Source organism: Paracoccus rhizosphaerae (assembly GCF_026162645.1).
In the GTDB taxonomy this organism is placed as follows: Bacteria; Pseudomonadota; Alphaproteobacteria; order Rhodobacterales; family Rhodobacteraceae; genus Paracoccus; species Paracoccus rhizosphaerae.
Window position 1 is genome coordinate 1 of the sequence record NZ_JAOTBE010000024.1, and the last position, 13,501, is coordinate 13,501.

Consider the following 13,501-nt stretch of genomic DNA (forward strand, 5'->3'; position numbering starts at 1 on the left):
CTCGAAATGAACGGCGAGAGTTATCGCCTCGCCAACAGCACCGCCCGAAAGCGGCAACAAAAGTCCTGAGATTAGATCGCCTCGATTTGGCCCCAAGGGGCCAATGCGCCATGGCACGCGCTAGCTCTATGGTAAGCGCGCGCGCCATGGCGCCGGCCATCGTCACCTGGCCTGATTTTACGCCGCCGCGTGGCCGGGTTTTGCACCGCCGTTGACAACTTCGCACGCAGGCTCAAGACCCTCGGCGGCCTCACTCCATACGAATACATCTGCAAGATCTGGACATCCGAGCCGGACAGATTCATCCTAAACCCGATCCACCAGATGCCGGGACTGAACACCTAGGCGGTCAGGCGGTCGGGTCAGAATCTCCGAAAGCGGTGTCATTTCTGCGGCTGCCGTTGCCGCGAACATGATCGCGGCAACGGCGACGGGAAACTTCCTCATGTTCTTGATCCTCATCCTTGGGAAAGCTCAAATCTCAGCCGGCAGCGCCGTCTCAACCGACGCCCGCAGCTGAGCGAGTGTCTCATTTCGGCGAGCCATCGTCTCGTGCCACTCCTGCGCCTCACGATCCTTGAAGAACGATGCCGACGGCGCGAGGCGAGCAACCGCCTCTTCCACCTCCTCCAGGCCGACCCGGAAAAATTCTTTGCGGAAGTTCGTCATGTTGATCCGCCGCTCGGCGAATTCCCGATGGAGCGCCGATTCCAGGGCGGGAGCTTCTTCCGAGTAGATCATAGCGTGGACATCGAAACCGAATGGCACCGAGGCGTCCCCAAGCTCCCGCACACGGTCGTCCGGATCGAGCCTCCTTGTGAGCCCGATCTTGACGACATCTTCCCCAAAACTCCCCACGTTCGAGATGACGTAGACATAGCCGGATTTCGTCATCGTCGCCATGGCCTGTGCGCGCTCGGCCGCCGAATGAGCCTCGGCCAGCAGAACCTCAAGCTCGGCAATTTTCGACTGATCGGCGCCTACTTCGGAGCGAGCTTTATCCAGGAGGCGCTTGTATTCTCTTTCCTTCTTTTCGGCGGCTTCAGCCTCAGCGAGCAGTTTCTTTTCCTCTCGCTCAGCGCGCGCCATCTCGGCACGTTCCTCTTTCTCCGCCTTTTGCTTTTCGCGATATTCGTGCGTGAGCCGGAGCTCCTTTATCCGCAGTTCGATATAGTCCTCCTCCAACTGCAGGTTCATCGAGGCGTTCGCGCCATCAATCTGGCTGGCTGACGTGCGGATACGCTTCTCCATTGCGTTCACGTTATTCCAACGAACGTTGGCAATGGCAGCCTCGCATTCGTTATTAAAGGCCCGCAAGGTCAGCTTCGTTTGGCGGTTTATCATGGTCTGTCCCTTCGACTTACTCCCGTCGACGGTCCAGTTGTTGTTGGCAGAAACAGCGGACTTATCGGAAACCATCCGCTTCTGCTCTTCACGGCATCGACGAATTGCGTCTTTGTATTCCTCGCTGTCCGAAAAATCGAAATGGGGCTCATAGACACCAAGCTCCGCGAACGAAAGCCGCTCATCGTAAACGGCCACCTGCTGCTCCAGCTGATTTAGGAGCTTGCGCTTTTCGGCATACGTCGACCGCACCTCGGCCGTTTCCCGACGAGTTGCGTCTGCCTTATCGCGCATGCGGGCGATCTCGGCATCGAGCGAGACAACGGGAGCGAAGCGCTCCTTAAGAGCCGTGGCTTCCTGAGACGAACGTCGGGATGATGACCTGGCTCGGAACCAAAAGAAGACCAGCACGAACGGCAGCAACATCCAGACCAATGCGACAACGGCAACAGGTTCCATTCAATCCATCCGTGAAAAATGATTGGTGGAACTTTGCCGACGAGGATGCTCGATTGCAATCGCGGCGTGCGGTGCAAGATCAGTTTTCCCGCTGCACGCTTGGACCTACGTCCCCTTGCGTGGGCCAGCTCCTTGCCCGTCAGGACGGCGGGGGCAGGCATCTCAATAAGATTCGCCCGGAACTGCCACAGGTCTTCCAGACGTCCGGGACTTTTATGGGCAGATTGTTGGTGCGCGCAGGCAGGCCATCTTTAGAGGCTACCGCCGGACGGCTATTCACGCAGCGCCCAGTGCTAACGGCTGCTCTAGAGCAGCTGCAGTGCGGCAACCGGATCAGCGCGACCGACAGTTCTGCGCAAGCTATTATTCGCTGCACTCGTATTCGCCGTGGCTGTTACAAGCGTTGGCGAATGGCTTTCGTGTTGCTCTGCCAGCCCTAGTGCCGCGAACGGCGCGGGGCAGCCACTGACTCGCGCACTCGGCCCAGTGCGGTCGGTCGTAGCGTGACGGACGTCCCGTGGTGCCTCTCCAAACGGGACTTTCGCGCCTCCCGAAGCGAGATCGAGCAGGCACGGTCTATTCTGTGAGACGAAGCCGTCACAGGGCTCCACCGGCGTCGACCGCCGCAAACTCGGCCACGCCCTCATCGCGGCCGTCGGTGAAGCTCGCCACGGTGATGGGTCTCAGCCGGTCCGGGAAGTGATAGACCGCGTTCACGCTGAAGGGTCCTCCCCCCGAATGCCCGAACGCGCGTCCCGCTCCTCCCATGCGGCCGATCATGAGGCCGAGACCATAGCCGCATCCCGTCCATGGCCGTCCCTCGATCGAGCCGCCGACCGGGATCGCGGCCAGCATCTGTCTGAGTGACGCCTGTTTCAGAAGCCGCCCCTCGACCAGCGCCTGCAGCAGTCGCGCGGCGTCACCGGGGGTCCCGATCAGGCACCCGTGGTAGACCCATCCCGGATGATAGCGCCGCGCGGCCGTCCAATGCACGCGTGCGAATGGTTCCCGGTCGGTCGCAAGCTCCAGACTTGCAAGCCCGAGCGGCACGCTGATCATCTCTCTGACCAGCGCCGCGAAGGCTTGACCTGCGGCCTCCTCCACCCGCTCGCGTGCCAGCATGTAGCCTATGTTCGAATAGGACCAGCCGCGGCCTGGCGCAAAGCGCATGCCCTGCGCCATGACGGCCGCCAGAAGATCGCCCCGCAGCCACGGCTCCTGGTCGTCCTGGACGGCCTGATGATAGGCTGGAAGCGTGCCGTAGTCCGGCAGACCAGACGTGTGGTTGAGGAGCTGGCGCACGGTAAAACGCTCCTCCCCCAGGGGCTCGTCCAGATCGATCTTTCCGTCCTCGGCCAGCCTCAGGGCGCAAATCGCGATGACCGTCTTGGTGAAGCTCCAGTAGGGCAGCAGCGGGGCGCCGTCCTCGTCGGCCGCCTCGCCGCGGAGAGAAGGAAGAATGCAGGAGAAGATGCGTCCGCCTAGCGTCATCGTTCCAGCGTAATGCCTTGCCCGCCGACTGCAATCTTCACCTTGAGTTGCCGCCTCCGGCGACGTGAACGCAATGGTTCAGCCTCTGACACGCCCACTCGGCCCATAGCGGACGGTCGATCCCCTTGAGGCGCTGAAGTGCAGCTTCCCAGAACCGGACGTTTGTGCTCCGTGCAGCAAAGCGATCCATGCCGTGTCGCAGTGCGCGGCGGCGTGCAGTGTTCCCGGTTGCTGCTGAGGTTAGCTTCGGCGGCTCGCTGCGCGTCGAGTCACCAAAGCCGCGAGCCTGACGTGCCCTTCAACCGATGCAGAGCAGCTTCCACAAGCCCTGAACGATGCAATGTGCAGCGCAGCCAACAATGTGATGTCACAGATCATGTCTTAGCGTTGCATGATCAAAGGTCTTCCGAGAACACTCTCTTCCTGTGCATGGCCCGGCGCTCTGACACCGGGCCAGTTCATGTCAGGGCCGAACGGCAGTAACTTCGAGTTCGACCAGCCACGCCGGGTTCACCAGCGCTTCGACCACCATCGCGGAACGGACGGGCAGGTTCGGCTGCTCGTCCGTGCCAAAGAACTGACGGTAGCCCGCCATGAAGCCGTCGAAATCGACAGCCTCTCCCTCTGGGGCCACCAGAAACGCCTGCATCTTGATGATGTCGCCGACGCTCATCTCCATCGCTTCCAACTGGCTCTGGATGCGCGTCATGACGCTGACCGTCTGCTCTTCCGTATTGCCATAGGCCTCGAGGCTGCCGGGTTCGGCATCCTGATTGATCATGGCCGGCACAGTTCCGCTGAGATAGACGGTCGTCATCCCCGCCGGCACCTCGACGGCCTGCAGGATCGGAAAGTCCGAGTTCGGGATCGGGTGGCGGATCAACTCCTGCGCGGCTGCGGGCAGAGAGAAGGCGGCAGACAAGGCAAGTGCGGCAAACGTGGTTTTCATGACTAATCCTTCTTCGTTCAGTTCAGCGTGCGTCAGCGACGTGCTCGGGAGTGGCAGGATCTTCGGCGAAGTCGTTGCCGAATGAGGTGCGGATGTAGTTGACGACGTCGGCGATCTGCGTGTCGTCCAGAACACCACCCAAAGGCGGCATCGCCTTCTGCCCGTTCAGGATCACATAGATCGCGTAGTCGGGCATCAGCAGGTTCTCGTTGCCTGCCAGCGCAGGATAGTCGCCGGCGCCGCTGGCCCCTTCGCCTTCCGGCATGTGGCAGGCAGCGCAGATCGCCTCATATACATCTTGCCCGCCGCTTTGGGTCAGGCGCGAGGGGTTCTCAAACCAGCCAGCGCGGTCGATCATCGAGGCTTGGCCCGCCTCCTGCGCGACAGCGGGAGGTGTGAGCGTCAACAGAGCGGCCATCACAGTCATCATTCGGTTCATCATGGCCTCCTCAGCTTTCTGTCACGGTGACGTGCAGACGCTCGACGGCGTCCAGGGCCGACAGGATCGCGCCTTCCATCCAAGCGGGCAGATAAGAAATATGCTCGCCCGCCATCAGCGTCCGGCCGTCCATCACCGTTGCGTCCATGTAGTCGGCGTCGCGGTCCTTCCAGATGCCGTAGCAACCGAGCACCCAAGGCACCTTGTGCCAACCCACCGAAACGCCCGAAACGAACTCGTCCCGATATTGCGGATGAATCTGGCTGCCATAGTCGAGGACAGCCTCTATCCGGTCTGCCGGGGGCAGCGCGTTGAACTGATACGACGATGCGCCCCAGCTGTAAGCCGCCAGCAGCACGCCCGGTCCGTCGCTGAAATAGTCGTTCGAGGGATACGAAATGAGCGAGATTGGCAGGTTGGTGTAGCTGATGCCGCCGTAGATATGCTCGTCCTGCTCCCAGAAGCGACGCTTGAATTCGAGCCCGCATTTGAAGGACGACGCGTAATACATGCTGTCGATGATGCCCGACATCCGCGGCGAGAAGTCGTGGTCGATCTGCCCAAGGATCGAGAAGGGGATGGTGCAGATGCAGTAGTCGGCTGTCTCGGTCTGTTCCTCTCCGCCGTCGGTCGGCACCCAAGTTGCCGTGACGGTGTTCCCCTCGTGGCGGATGCGGGTCACCTTAGCCTGGAAGGTGATCAACTCGCCCACTTCACGCTCGAAAGCCTGGGCGATCTGGTCCATCCCGCCGACGGGCTGGAAGATCGTCGACTGCATGTGAAGATTGTCGCCGGCCGTGAGGTTGCGCCACAAGTTCGACTGCAAGATGACGGACAGAGGATGGACCTCGGAAGGTTCGGGCCTGCCGGTCGTGCCGCCACCTTCGGGAACAGCCCACCCGCGATAGGCAGAGGATGCCTCGCCGGTCACGTATTCCATTTCATCGTTGAGCGCACCGTAGCGCTTCAGCGCGTCCATCAGCAGCTGAGCATCCGCTTCGGTCACATCCGCATCCAGCGCCTGCTGGTCCACGACCTTTGCCAGAAGCTCTGCCACATGGCCGCGGAAGTCGGTCGAGATCTCCTTGAACCGCTGCGGCTGGCCGTCGAATGAGGCAGTGTTGTGCAGATAGGCGTTGTAGTTGACCTGGATGAACGGCTCCAGCTTCACGCCGAAGCGCTTGCAGTAGTCCAGAACGGCGTAGTGGTCCGAGGGGATCCGCCAAGGGCCGGGGTTGAGGTAGTTGCCTTCGGAGAAGGTCACATCCTGCGTATCACCGCCCAGTTCAGTGTATCTGTCGCCTCCACGCAGCGTCCAGCATCTGCCCCCCGCCTTCTCCCGAAACTCCAGCACCTGGACTTGGTAGCCTGCTGCCCGGAGCTCGTATGCCGCCGTCATCCCCGCAAGTCCTGCACCGAGGATCAGCACCCGGGTGCCGTTCACATCGCCCTGCAGGTCAAGCCGTCCTGCATAGTTCGAACCCTGCGCCAGCCCCATGGTGCTCATGGCACTATACATTGCGCCTGCACCCGCCACTGCTCCGATCATCGACAGCAGCGAGCGCCTTGATATTCCATCCGAGTTGAACGTCATGCCTGTCCCTTGTTCCTTTGCTCCGGCGTCACGCACCAGTTGCGTGAGCAGAGGTGTCGCGGGGTGGTGCAGCCAGAGCAATGGAGGGCAAAGTGCAGAGCATGCGAAATTGTCGAGTGCGGAACGAAGCGACAAGCCATACGCGGTTCTGCTCGCACCGCGTGCATTTGTTCTTCAGGTGCCGCAAAGGCGAGAGCTCGATTATCTATGACGCGGACACATATATATCAGCGGCAATTTCCGCTCCGACACGCTCTCGACCTCGATCAGGATCGACGATCGGCCTGCGGAGACCCAACAGTGGTCGAAGCTCACCACGAGCAAGGGCTCCGGCCTCTTCGGCGTCCGGGCCGAGGCGATGATGCGCCGGCTCATGGAGGCTCAGAGGGTCTTCTTCCGTATCGAGGATGGCGGCCAGAGATACGATGCCTCATTCGATCTCGCCGGCATCCAGCCTGTGGTCGAGGCGGTGGCAGGCGCCTGCGGCTTCATCCTCCTCCAGCGCACACGCAACGACTACCGCGCCATCCAGACCATGCTGAACGCCGCCGGCTTCGACACGGGCGCGCCGGACGGCGTCTGGGGTAGCGGCTCGGCGCGAGCCATGCGGGAATGGCAGGAGAAGAACGGATTGCCCGCAACCAGTGCGCCCGATCGTATAAGCCTCGAGGCAATGGGCATTACGCTCGCGGCCGAGTAGTGCGAGAACCAGGAGGATGTTGCGATGTGGCTTCTGAAATCGCTGTTCGGCGGCAAGGGTAGACCTGCGCCGCCATCTTCCTCGTCCCGGGCTGAGGCCAAGGCACGGCCGGCGAAGGCCGGCGCACGCCGCGGGCGCGTCGTCACGGATCTCAAGACCTTCTCCTCGGACGCGGTCGGCGAAAGCAATCAGGACGCTGGCCATGGTGGCGGAAGGCTACTAACGGGACAGCCAGGCCTTTGAGATCCCGGTCGTCATCGCGCTCGATCCCGCGAACAGCTATGACCCGAACGCGGTCAAGGTCGAGATCAAGGGCAGGACAGTCGGATAGCCGCTAATGAGACCGAGGCGCGTGCTTAACCCCATCATGGCCACGGCCCGCGAGCCGATCCAACAGGCCGGATACATATGAGCGACTTCCGCAGCCACGCCTAATTCTCAATTGCGAACAGCAGCCGGCACATACATACATTTGGGCTATCACGTCGATCTGCCGCACCTTGCGATGGTGACGGTGCGGATCAGCCTTCGACCTGCGAACTCGGCCCTTAGCGGCCGGTTGACCCTGTGAGGTGCTGCCATACAGCTTCTCCTGACCTGCCGTTCAAGCCATTAGCAGCATGCTCGCGAGGAGCAGTGCTTCAGCGGTCGTCATTCTGCCCTGCGCGCGGTAGATCCGCTTCCGATGCTTTCGGCATGATGAGAGGTATCACGCCGAGGATGATCAGAACGATGACTGCAGATAAGATCGCGGTCGCCTCAAGCCCCAGGCCGGCAATGACACCAATGGCGGCGGTCGCCCAAATGCTCGCGGCTGTCGTCAGGCCCTCGACTTCGCGCTGCTTCGCACGAACTACGATGGCTCCGGCACCCAGAAAGCCGATGCCTTGCACAACGCCCTGCAGAACTCGCGACATGTCCTCGATGGGCATGCCGCTTTGCAGGGGGCCGATGACGAACAGTGCCGCGCCCACGGCAACCAGCATATGGGTTCGTATGCCGGCGCTTCGCCTCTTCCGTTCCCGCTCGTAGCCGAGGATCCCGCCGAGCGCTGCCGCAATCATCAATCTTACCGTGATGCGGGTAATGGTCGACAGGTCCGGGATGTCCGAAAATTCGCTTAAGATCGTCAACCAGATCTCTTCCTTCACGGTCGGTTCCTCGTGCTAGCCGCCAAGACTGATGGGAAGATCTGGTGTCGCGCAAGTGCTTTGCTGGCAAGCGGAAGCGATCAGCATCCTCTTAGCCAAAACGGCGCGAACTACGGCCGGCAGAGACGGGAGCCGGCCCGTCACTAGATCGCGCTTCCGCTTGCCGCCGCAGAACCGAGTTTCTAACAGCCTCGACCCGATGCCGCCGGCCGACGCTTTCGAGGCACCGTATTGCAGCAGGTCGAGACCAGATGTTCGCGTAGGACGCAGCTAGCCGTAACCTTTATTTGATCGGACGTGGAGAACACGGACCTGCGACGCAAACTCGTCGAAGGGACCTTCAATGGTCGTATCGCTGATCACGTCGCTGATTGGTAGCGGCCGGACCCGGAACGCGGGAACACCCAGTTCGGCAAGCCATTTCGTCATTTGAGCTGCCGAGCTGGCATAAACAATCCGGCCAAGCCCGACCCAGCCATGGGCGGCGGCGCACATGGGGCAGTGTTCGCCCGAGGTGTAAACCGTGGCTGTAGCACGGTCCTGGACGTCCATGTTGTTCGCAGCCCATCGCGCAATTGCGAACTTCGGGTGCTGCGTGTGGTCGCCTCCTCCGATGCGGTTGTGGTCCTCGAACAGAACGTCACCGTCGGAAGAGACGAGCACCGAGCCGAATGGCTCGTTCCCGCTTTCCAGCGCCTGAGCCGCAAGGTCGACACAGCGCTGCAGGTGCTGACGATCGGCATCATCGATCATGAAACTTCCTTCCTGTTCGACGTCCCGAACCCTCGTCCGACAGAGCTAGCTTCGCAAAGGGCAACTGACGCACGGAAGACCGGCGGTAGCGTGTTAAAGAAGGATGGCTGAGGGCCATCAGTCCAGCGCAGCCGCGATGGCGTCGAACACAACCAGGGGGTCGACGGGCTCTCGACCCACGGGCTTGGGTTGCGCCATGTGTGTCGCGATCACGACGTTCCGAGTCGGGTTGATGTAGATGTTCTGCCCTTGGATGCCGATCGCGGCAAAGGCGCCATCAGCAATGGACGGATCAGTCCAGCCTGGCCACCACATGTAGCCATACTCGATCGTCTCGCCGCTCTTCAGCTCCTGCGGCTGTCCGGCAGTTTCCGTCCATCCTTCTGGCAGGATGGTGCTGCCGTCGATCACCCCGCCCTCCAGGAAGAACTGCCCGAAGCGGGCGAAGTCGCGCAGGGTCGCCGAAAGGCCGCTGCCGCCAATCTCAACGCCATCGGGGCTGTCCAGCCACCAATTGGCATCGGCCTCCATCCCGTAGGGCTGCCAGATCTTTTCTGCCAGGTAGGTCGCCAGCGGCATGCCCACCGCACCATGGACGACCTCGCCCAGAACCTGGGTTTCTCCGGTGGAATATGTATGGTGCGTGCCAGGCTCATGCGCGCGGGGCAACGCGGCCATCACCTCCATCGCCGCGCCCGGGCGCTGTTCGATCTGCGCGCGCAGCAGGTCGCGACGGTCGGAGGCGGGATCGGTATAGGTTTCGTTCCACTCAACGCCCGATGCCATCAGCAGGATGTCGCGGATGCTGACCCCGTCATAGGCGCTACCGGCCAGCGCAGGGACATAGTCGGTGACCATGTCGTCCAGGCCGTCGATATGGCCGTCCACGATCGCGGCGCCGACCAGGGTGGAGGTGATGGACTTGGCCACTGACATCGACATCCAGCGGGTGTCGGGCGTGTTGCCGCGCTGATAGGTCTCGTAGACGACCTCGCCATCCTTGAGGACGATCATCCCGGTGACATTGTCCAGCGACAGGAAGTCGTAGAGGTCGTAGGTCGCCTCATCGACCTGATAGCTGACCATGCTTGGCAGGTCGACAAGGGCTTCCGGCAGTTCGCGGGGGCTGTCGCTGGCCGGGATGGTTCGGGTCGGGAAGAGGCGGTCGATGTTGCGGAAGGTGCTGACGGCCAGATCCGGCGTCAGGTGGCCGTCATAGACATCCTCGATGGTGCCGATGGGTTCATCCGCATGCGGATAATCTTGTGCATGCAGGGCAGCTGGCAGGACCAGGCAGAGACTGCCCAAGGTCAGCAGGATACGCGTCCGATATAGCGGGGGGTGGTTCATAACGTCCTCCATCCGTTTATCCCATGAGACGGCAGTTCGGGACGGCGTGCAAGTGGTGCCCTATCTCGCTCAGGGCATCGCCGGACCGTTGCTGACGTGGTCCATCGATATTGCCGCGTCACCCGCGACCTTATGATACCATTACGCTGTCGGATCATCCGAAGACGAGGCGGGGCTGGTGGACAGGAGGATACACCATGTCCATGAACTTGCTTCCGACGCTTCGGCCTGAGCGTCCTGCCTGGAACAAGGGGCGTATCATTGGCCAGAAACACCCCCCTGCTTCCTAAACACGTTTGGTCCATCCGTGTCCGCCTCGAGATGGCGGATAATCGACGCGACTTGGCGTTGTTCAACATGGGCGTCGACAGCAAGCTTCGAGGCTGCGACCTGGTCTGCTTGAAGGTCCACGACGTCTTCGCAGCGGGGAGGGTGAAGGAGCGCGCCTCCGTCACCCAAAGCAAAACGGGCAAGCCAGTTCGCTTTGAGACCACCGAGACGACACGCCAGTCGCTCGAACGCTGGATCGCCGATCCGGAGATGTTCGGGCTGGAGTATCTTTGGCCCAGTCGTCTCCACCACAGTGCGCATCTGTCGACGAGGCAGTATGCGCGCATCCTGCGCGACTGGATTACGTCGATTGGGCTTGAGCCGAGCGCTTATGGCACCCACTCGATACGCCGGACAAAAGTGGCGCAGATATCCAAAAGGACTGGTAAACTGCGCGCTGTTCAGCTTCTGCTGGGTCATACCAAGATGGACAGCACAGTTCGATACCTCGGTGTCGATCTTGATGACGCGCTGACGCTTTCCGAAGGAATAGATCTGTAGTCCGGAAGCCGGCCGGCGGGGATCTTGTCGGCCGGCCCCCTCGGCCCATTGCGGTCATTCATGCCCGTCGAAGCGAACGACTGGAGGCAGCCCTTAGCTACCGATCGTGCCGTGTGCAGCGACGCGGTGATGCGTAAGAGGAGCCTGTGGTCGCTGTATTGGACCTCGGACATTGAGTTTAGTTGCTACGCGCGCGTGACGAGCCGCCCCCACTGCGTCTATCCATTCCAACGAAGGATCACACCACCAAACTGCGTGCTCAAACAAGCAGTTCGTATATAGGTTCCCACAAATGTAGGAGGATGCTAACAAGGCGTTCAAAGGTTAAATCCTGAGGTTGAATGCTCGATGGCGAATGGCGACGAAGATACAGAGGAACCACAGGACGACGCGGCAGAAGCCGAGTCCGACCCTTCGTCACAGCCCAAAGGCCGGAGGCGCTCATTCGGGAAGGTTCGGCGCGAACTTACAGAAGACGAACTGGGGTCGCCCGGCGTTCAAAAGTTACTTCTTGACGAACTTGACCGCGCGGATGGCGCAGAGGGTGAATTGCGCGCAATCACCGAAAAATTCTACGACACCTATACGAAACTTGCTGTGGCAAATGAAAAGCTCAAAACTCACAATGCGTTTGACGTGATTTCTACGGGAACCGCGGCCGCCGGATCTCTCCTGTTTGGCGCAGCCTTTAGCATAAAGGACAACGACGCAATTTTCTGGTTGATGCTAATTTTTGGCGGCGCTCTGGTTGCCGTTGGGGTGGCGGCAAAGGTAATGCGGTCATGAGGCTGGAACTTCGATCCATCGTTGCCCCTGGCGATCTCAAGAATGAACGCCTCACGCTTCGCGCTTTGGCCGACTTGGACGTTGGCGATTATCTTGTCGCCCAGACTATGCTCATTGACGACTACCCCGCCACAAGCTTCGACCATATGCTGTGGTTTCCGTTTAAATCCATTTCAAAAGGGGATTTGGTTGTCGTTTACAGCAAAGGTGGAACCAATAAGGAGCGAACCCTTTCGGGAGGCAATACGGCCCATTTTTTCTATTTGGACCTAAATCAACCGATTTGGGACGACCCCAACAAAGGTGCAATCCTCCTTCATACACCTAGCTGGGAAAGCAAGTCGCGTGACGAACTGAAGCGTTCGTAACGAGTTTCAAGAATTGTGGGCATCACGCCATGCGGCACGGTAAGCGTAATGGTATTTTTGTAGCAGCGACCGTTCGAAGCTACTGAAGGTGTCGGCCCTCAGGCGATGTTCGTGCTTAATGCGTATAACGCCCGCTCCAGCCTCGAAGCGGACCTTACGGATATGGAAGCATGCGAGACCCTCGGTGATCTACAATCCGACCCACCTTTCTTTCCAAAGAGCTGCTAACGCCTAGAAAATCGTGAAAAATCCGAACGGAACGACCAGCGTTTCATTCGGCTAATCCCTCGTGGCTCGCGGGTGGAGACAGTCGAGGAATTGCCCGAAGCCACCCGCAAGTCGCTCATGCAGCAGGTGGAGTGGAAGCGGAGTCGCTTCGACTAAACGCCTAGCGAGCGCAAGCTTATGCCCTCTTCCTAAGAGGATCACTGAGCGCGCTATTTACTGTCTCCCGAAAATGGTGAGGCTCACGGATTCGGGCCTTTAGCTCCTTGAGAACAGGTTGGGCTTTGGCAATAGCGCCTTGTAGCTCGGCAATTGCACCATCTATCTCGGGGTCAGAAGAGTAGGCGGACTTAAGATCGATGAAAAACTGTAAAAGTGATTCTTCTGAGAGGTTAGCCTTTTCTATCCGTAGCCCGTCAAGCATTTTATGACCGCTCATTGTGATCGTGGGCGCATCGCTTTTCAAAATTGAAGCGGCGGCACACCTGCACTCTTCATCTGAAAGCCTCATGATGCGCTTCGGCTCAACAAGGTTGCTTGAACCGGAGCCCGGCGTGATCTTTGTCGCACCGAAAGCGGCAAATTTTTCGAGGGACAGATCGGTTATCTTTTCTTTAATTGAATCCAGCTTCCACCCGGCAACTAGTAGCGCCTTCTCTGCTTCTGTCATCAGCGCCACAAGGCGTTCTGGAAACAACGAATCTTCACCGCTTCGCTTCAAGGCAAAAACAGGTGGTTCTTGGTGTGGCAGCTTAGAAAAGCTGCTCCAGGTTTTCGGCTCAAATTTCTCGGCACGTTCAACCAAGTCATAGAAATGCTGATAAAGTTCGGAGTATTTCTCGCGCATCATTGCGCGGTCCCTTGTCTCTTTCCCGACTCTGGTCCCCATGAAGAAACCTGCCATAGCCAATATCCCGCTCCCCGCCAGGGTTGCCAAACTAGAATAAAGCGCCGCCAATTTACCGTCCCTCAAGCCATTCACTTTTCGCGACGGTAGCGCGGCGTTTGGGCATTGTCACCGCGTCAACCTCTTCGGCGCATCGCCCACCATCCGACCGGGC

The 13,501-nt window shown here is 60.0% G+C and carries 12 protein-coding genes and 2 pseudogenes; 5 read left to right on the forward strand and 9 right to left on the reverse strand.

Annotation, left to right across the window (positions count from 1 at the left end; translation table 11 throughout):
* Window positions 1-216: 216 nt before the first annotated feature.
* Window positions 217-345: pseudogene (locus OC184_RS10170) on the forward strand (IS481 family transposase); the annotation flags it as partial.
* A 129-nt stretch (window positions 346-474) separates the two neighbouring features.
* Here the strand turns inward: OC184_RS10170 and OC184_RS10175 are convergent.
* From OC184_RS10175 to OC184_RS10195, 5 genes are all read right to left on the reverse strand, one after another.
* The gene (locus tag OC184_RS10175; RefSeq protein ID WP_265507091.1) at window positions 475-1,803 is read right to left on the reverse strand and encodes a DUF4041 domain-containing protein; all 1,329 of its coding nucleotides are present in this window, start codon (window positions 1,801-1,803) and stop codon (window positions 475-477) included.
* 597 nt (window positions 1,804-2,400) lie between these two features.
* Window positions 2,401-3,294 (reverse strand): serine hydrolase domain-containing protein, encoded by an 894-nt coding sequence (locus tag OC184_RS10180; protein ID WP_265507092.1) that lies wholly within the window; start codon window positions 3,292-3,294, stop codon window positions 2,401-2,403.
* Between the two features lie 463 nt (window positions 3,295-3,757).
* Window positions 3,758-4,243, reverse strand: coding sequence for a RidA family protein (locus OC184_RS10185; protein WP_265507093.1), 486 nt, complete (start codon window positions 4,241-4,243; stop codon window positions 3,758-3,760).
* A 22-nt stretch (window positions 4,244-4,265) separates the two neighbouring features.
* The gene (locus tag OC184_RS10190; RefSeq protein WP_265507094.1) at window positions 4,266-4,661 is read right to left on the reverse strand and encodes a c-type cytochrome; all 396 of its coding nucleotides are present in this window, start codon (window positions 4,659-4,661) and stop codon (window positions 4,266-4,268) included.
* A gap of 31 nt (window positions 4,662-4,692) precedes the next feature.
* Complete coding sequence (locus OC184_RS10195) at window positions 4,693-6,189, reverse strand: flavin monoamine oxidase family protein (RefSeq protein WP_265507095.1); 1,497 nt, start codon at window positions 6,187-6,189, stop codon at window positions 4,693-4,695.
* 445 nt (window positions 6,190-6,634) lie between these two features.
* Here OC184_RS10195 and OC184_RS10200 point away from each other — a divergent pair, with 445 nt between their 5' ends.
* On the forward strand, window positions 6,635-6,976 hold the full coding sequence (locus OC184_RS10200; protein ID WP_265507096.1) for a peptidoglycan-binding domain-containing protein: 342 nt from the start codon (window positions 6,635-6,637) through the stop codon (window positions 6,974-6,976).
* Between the two features lie 641 nt (window positions 6,977-7,617).
* Here the strand turns inward: OC184_RS10200 and OC184_RS10205 are convergent.
* The 3 genes from OC184_RS10205 to OC184_RS10215 all read right to left on the reverse strand — a co-directional run bounded on the left by OC184_RS10205 (window position 7,618) and on the right by OC184_RS10215 (window position 10,230).
* The gene (locus OC184_RS10205) at window positions 7,618-8,127 is read right to left on the reverse strand and encodes an MgtC/SapB family protein (protein WP_265507097.1); all 510 of its coding nucleotides are present in this window, start codon (window positions 8,125-8,127) and stop codon (window positions 7,618-7,620) included.
* A gap of 270 nt (window positions 8,128-8,397) precedes the next feature.
* On the reverse strand, window positions 8,398-8,880 hold the full coding sequence (locus tag OC184_RS10210) for a nucleoside deaminase (protein WP_265507098.1): 483 nt from the start codon (window positions 8,878-8,880) through the stop codon (window positions 8,398-8,400).
* Window positions 8,881-8,997: 117 nt separating this feature from the next.
* The gene (locus tag OC184_RS10215) at window positions 8,998-10,230 is read right to left on the reverse strand and encodes a serine hydrolase domain-containing protein (protein WP_265507099.1); all 1,233 of its coding nucleotides are present in this window, start codon (window positions 10,228-10,230) and stop codon (window positions 8,998-9,000) included.
* Between the two features lie 197 nt (window positions 10,231-10,427).
* On the opposite strand from OC184_RS10215, the pseudogene OC184_RS10220 reads away from it, so the two are divergent.
* From OC184_RS10220 to OC184_RS10230, 3 genes and pseudogenes are all read left to right on the forward strand, one after another.
* A pseudogene (locus OC184_RS10220) lies at window positions 10,428-11,061 on the forward strand (tyrosine-type recombinase/integrase).
* Window positions 11,062-11,409: 348 nt separating this feature from the next.
* A complete protein-coding gene (locus OC184_RS10225) occupies window positions 11,410-11,847 on the forward strand; it encodes a hypothetical protein (RefSeq protein ID WP_265507100.1) in 438 nt (145 codons plus the stop codon).
* Complete coding sequence (locus tag OC184_RS10230; RefSeq protein ID WP_265507101.1) at window positions 11,844-12,215, forward strand: hypothetical protein; 372 nt, start codon at window positions 11,844-11,846, stop codon at window positions 12,213-12,215. The genes OC184_RS10225 and OC184_RS10230 overlap by 4 nt, the downstream gene beginning before the upstream one ends.
* 403 nt (window positions 12,216-12,618) lie before the next feature.
* On the opposite strand, the gene OC184_RS10235 is transcribed toward OC184_RS10230, so the two are convergent.
* Window positions 12,619-13,398 carry a hypothetical protein gene (locus OC184_RS10235; protein WP_265507102.1) on the reverse strand — a complete coding sequence of 260 codons (780 nt, stop codon included), beginning with the start codon at window positions 13,396-13,398 and terminating at the stop codon, window positions 12,619-12,621.
* Between the last annotated feature and the right edge of the window lie 103 nt (window positions 13,399-13,501).

Excerpts from the sequence above, each read along its gene's own strand:
- OC184_RS10175 (WP_265507091.1), bottom strand. The coding sequence starts at position 1,803 with ATGGAACCTGTTGCCGTTGTCGCATTGGTCTGGATGTTGCTGCCGTTC.
- OC184_RS10180 (WP_265507092.1), bottom strand. The coding sequence starts at position 3,294 with ATGACGCTAGGCGGACGCATCTTCTCCTGCATTCTTCCTTCTCTCCGC.
- OC184_RS10185 (WP_265507093.1), bottom strand. The coding sequence starts at position 4,243 with ATGAAAACCACGTTTGCCGCACTTGCCTTGTCTGCCGCCTTCTCTCTG.
- OC184_RS10190 (WP_265507094.1), bottom strand. The coding sequence starts at position 4,661 with ATGGCCGCTCTGTTGACGCTCACACCTCCCGCTGTCGCGCAGGAGGCG.
- OC184_RS10195 (WP_265507095.1), bottom strand. The coding sequence starts at position 6,189 with ATGAGCACCATGGGGCTGGCGCAGGGTTCGAACTATGCAGGACGGCTT.
- OC184_RS10200 (WP_265507096.1), top strand. The coding sequence starts at position 6,635 with ATGATGCGCCGGCTCATGGAGGCTCAGAGGGTCTTCTTCCGTATCGAG.
- OC184_RS10210 (WP_265507098.1), bottom strand. The coding sequence starts at position 8,880 with ATGATCGATGATGCCGATCGTCAGCACCTGCAGCGCTGTGTCGACCTT.
- OC184_RS10215 (WP_265507099.1), bottom strand. The coding sequence starts at position 10,230 with ATGAACCACCCCCCGCTATATCGGACGCGTATCCTGCTGACCTTGGGC.
- OC184_RS10225 (WP_265507100.1), top strand. The coding sequence starts at position 11,410 with ATGGCGAATGGCGACGAAGATACAGAGGAACCACAGGACGACGCGGCA.
- OC184_RS10230 (WP_265507101.1), top strand. The coding sequence starts at position 11,844 with ATGAGGCTGGAACTTCGATCCATCGTTGCCCCTGGCGATCTCAAGAAT.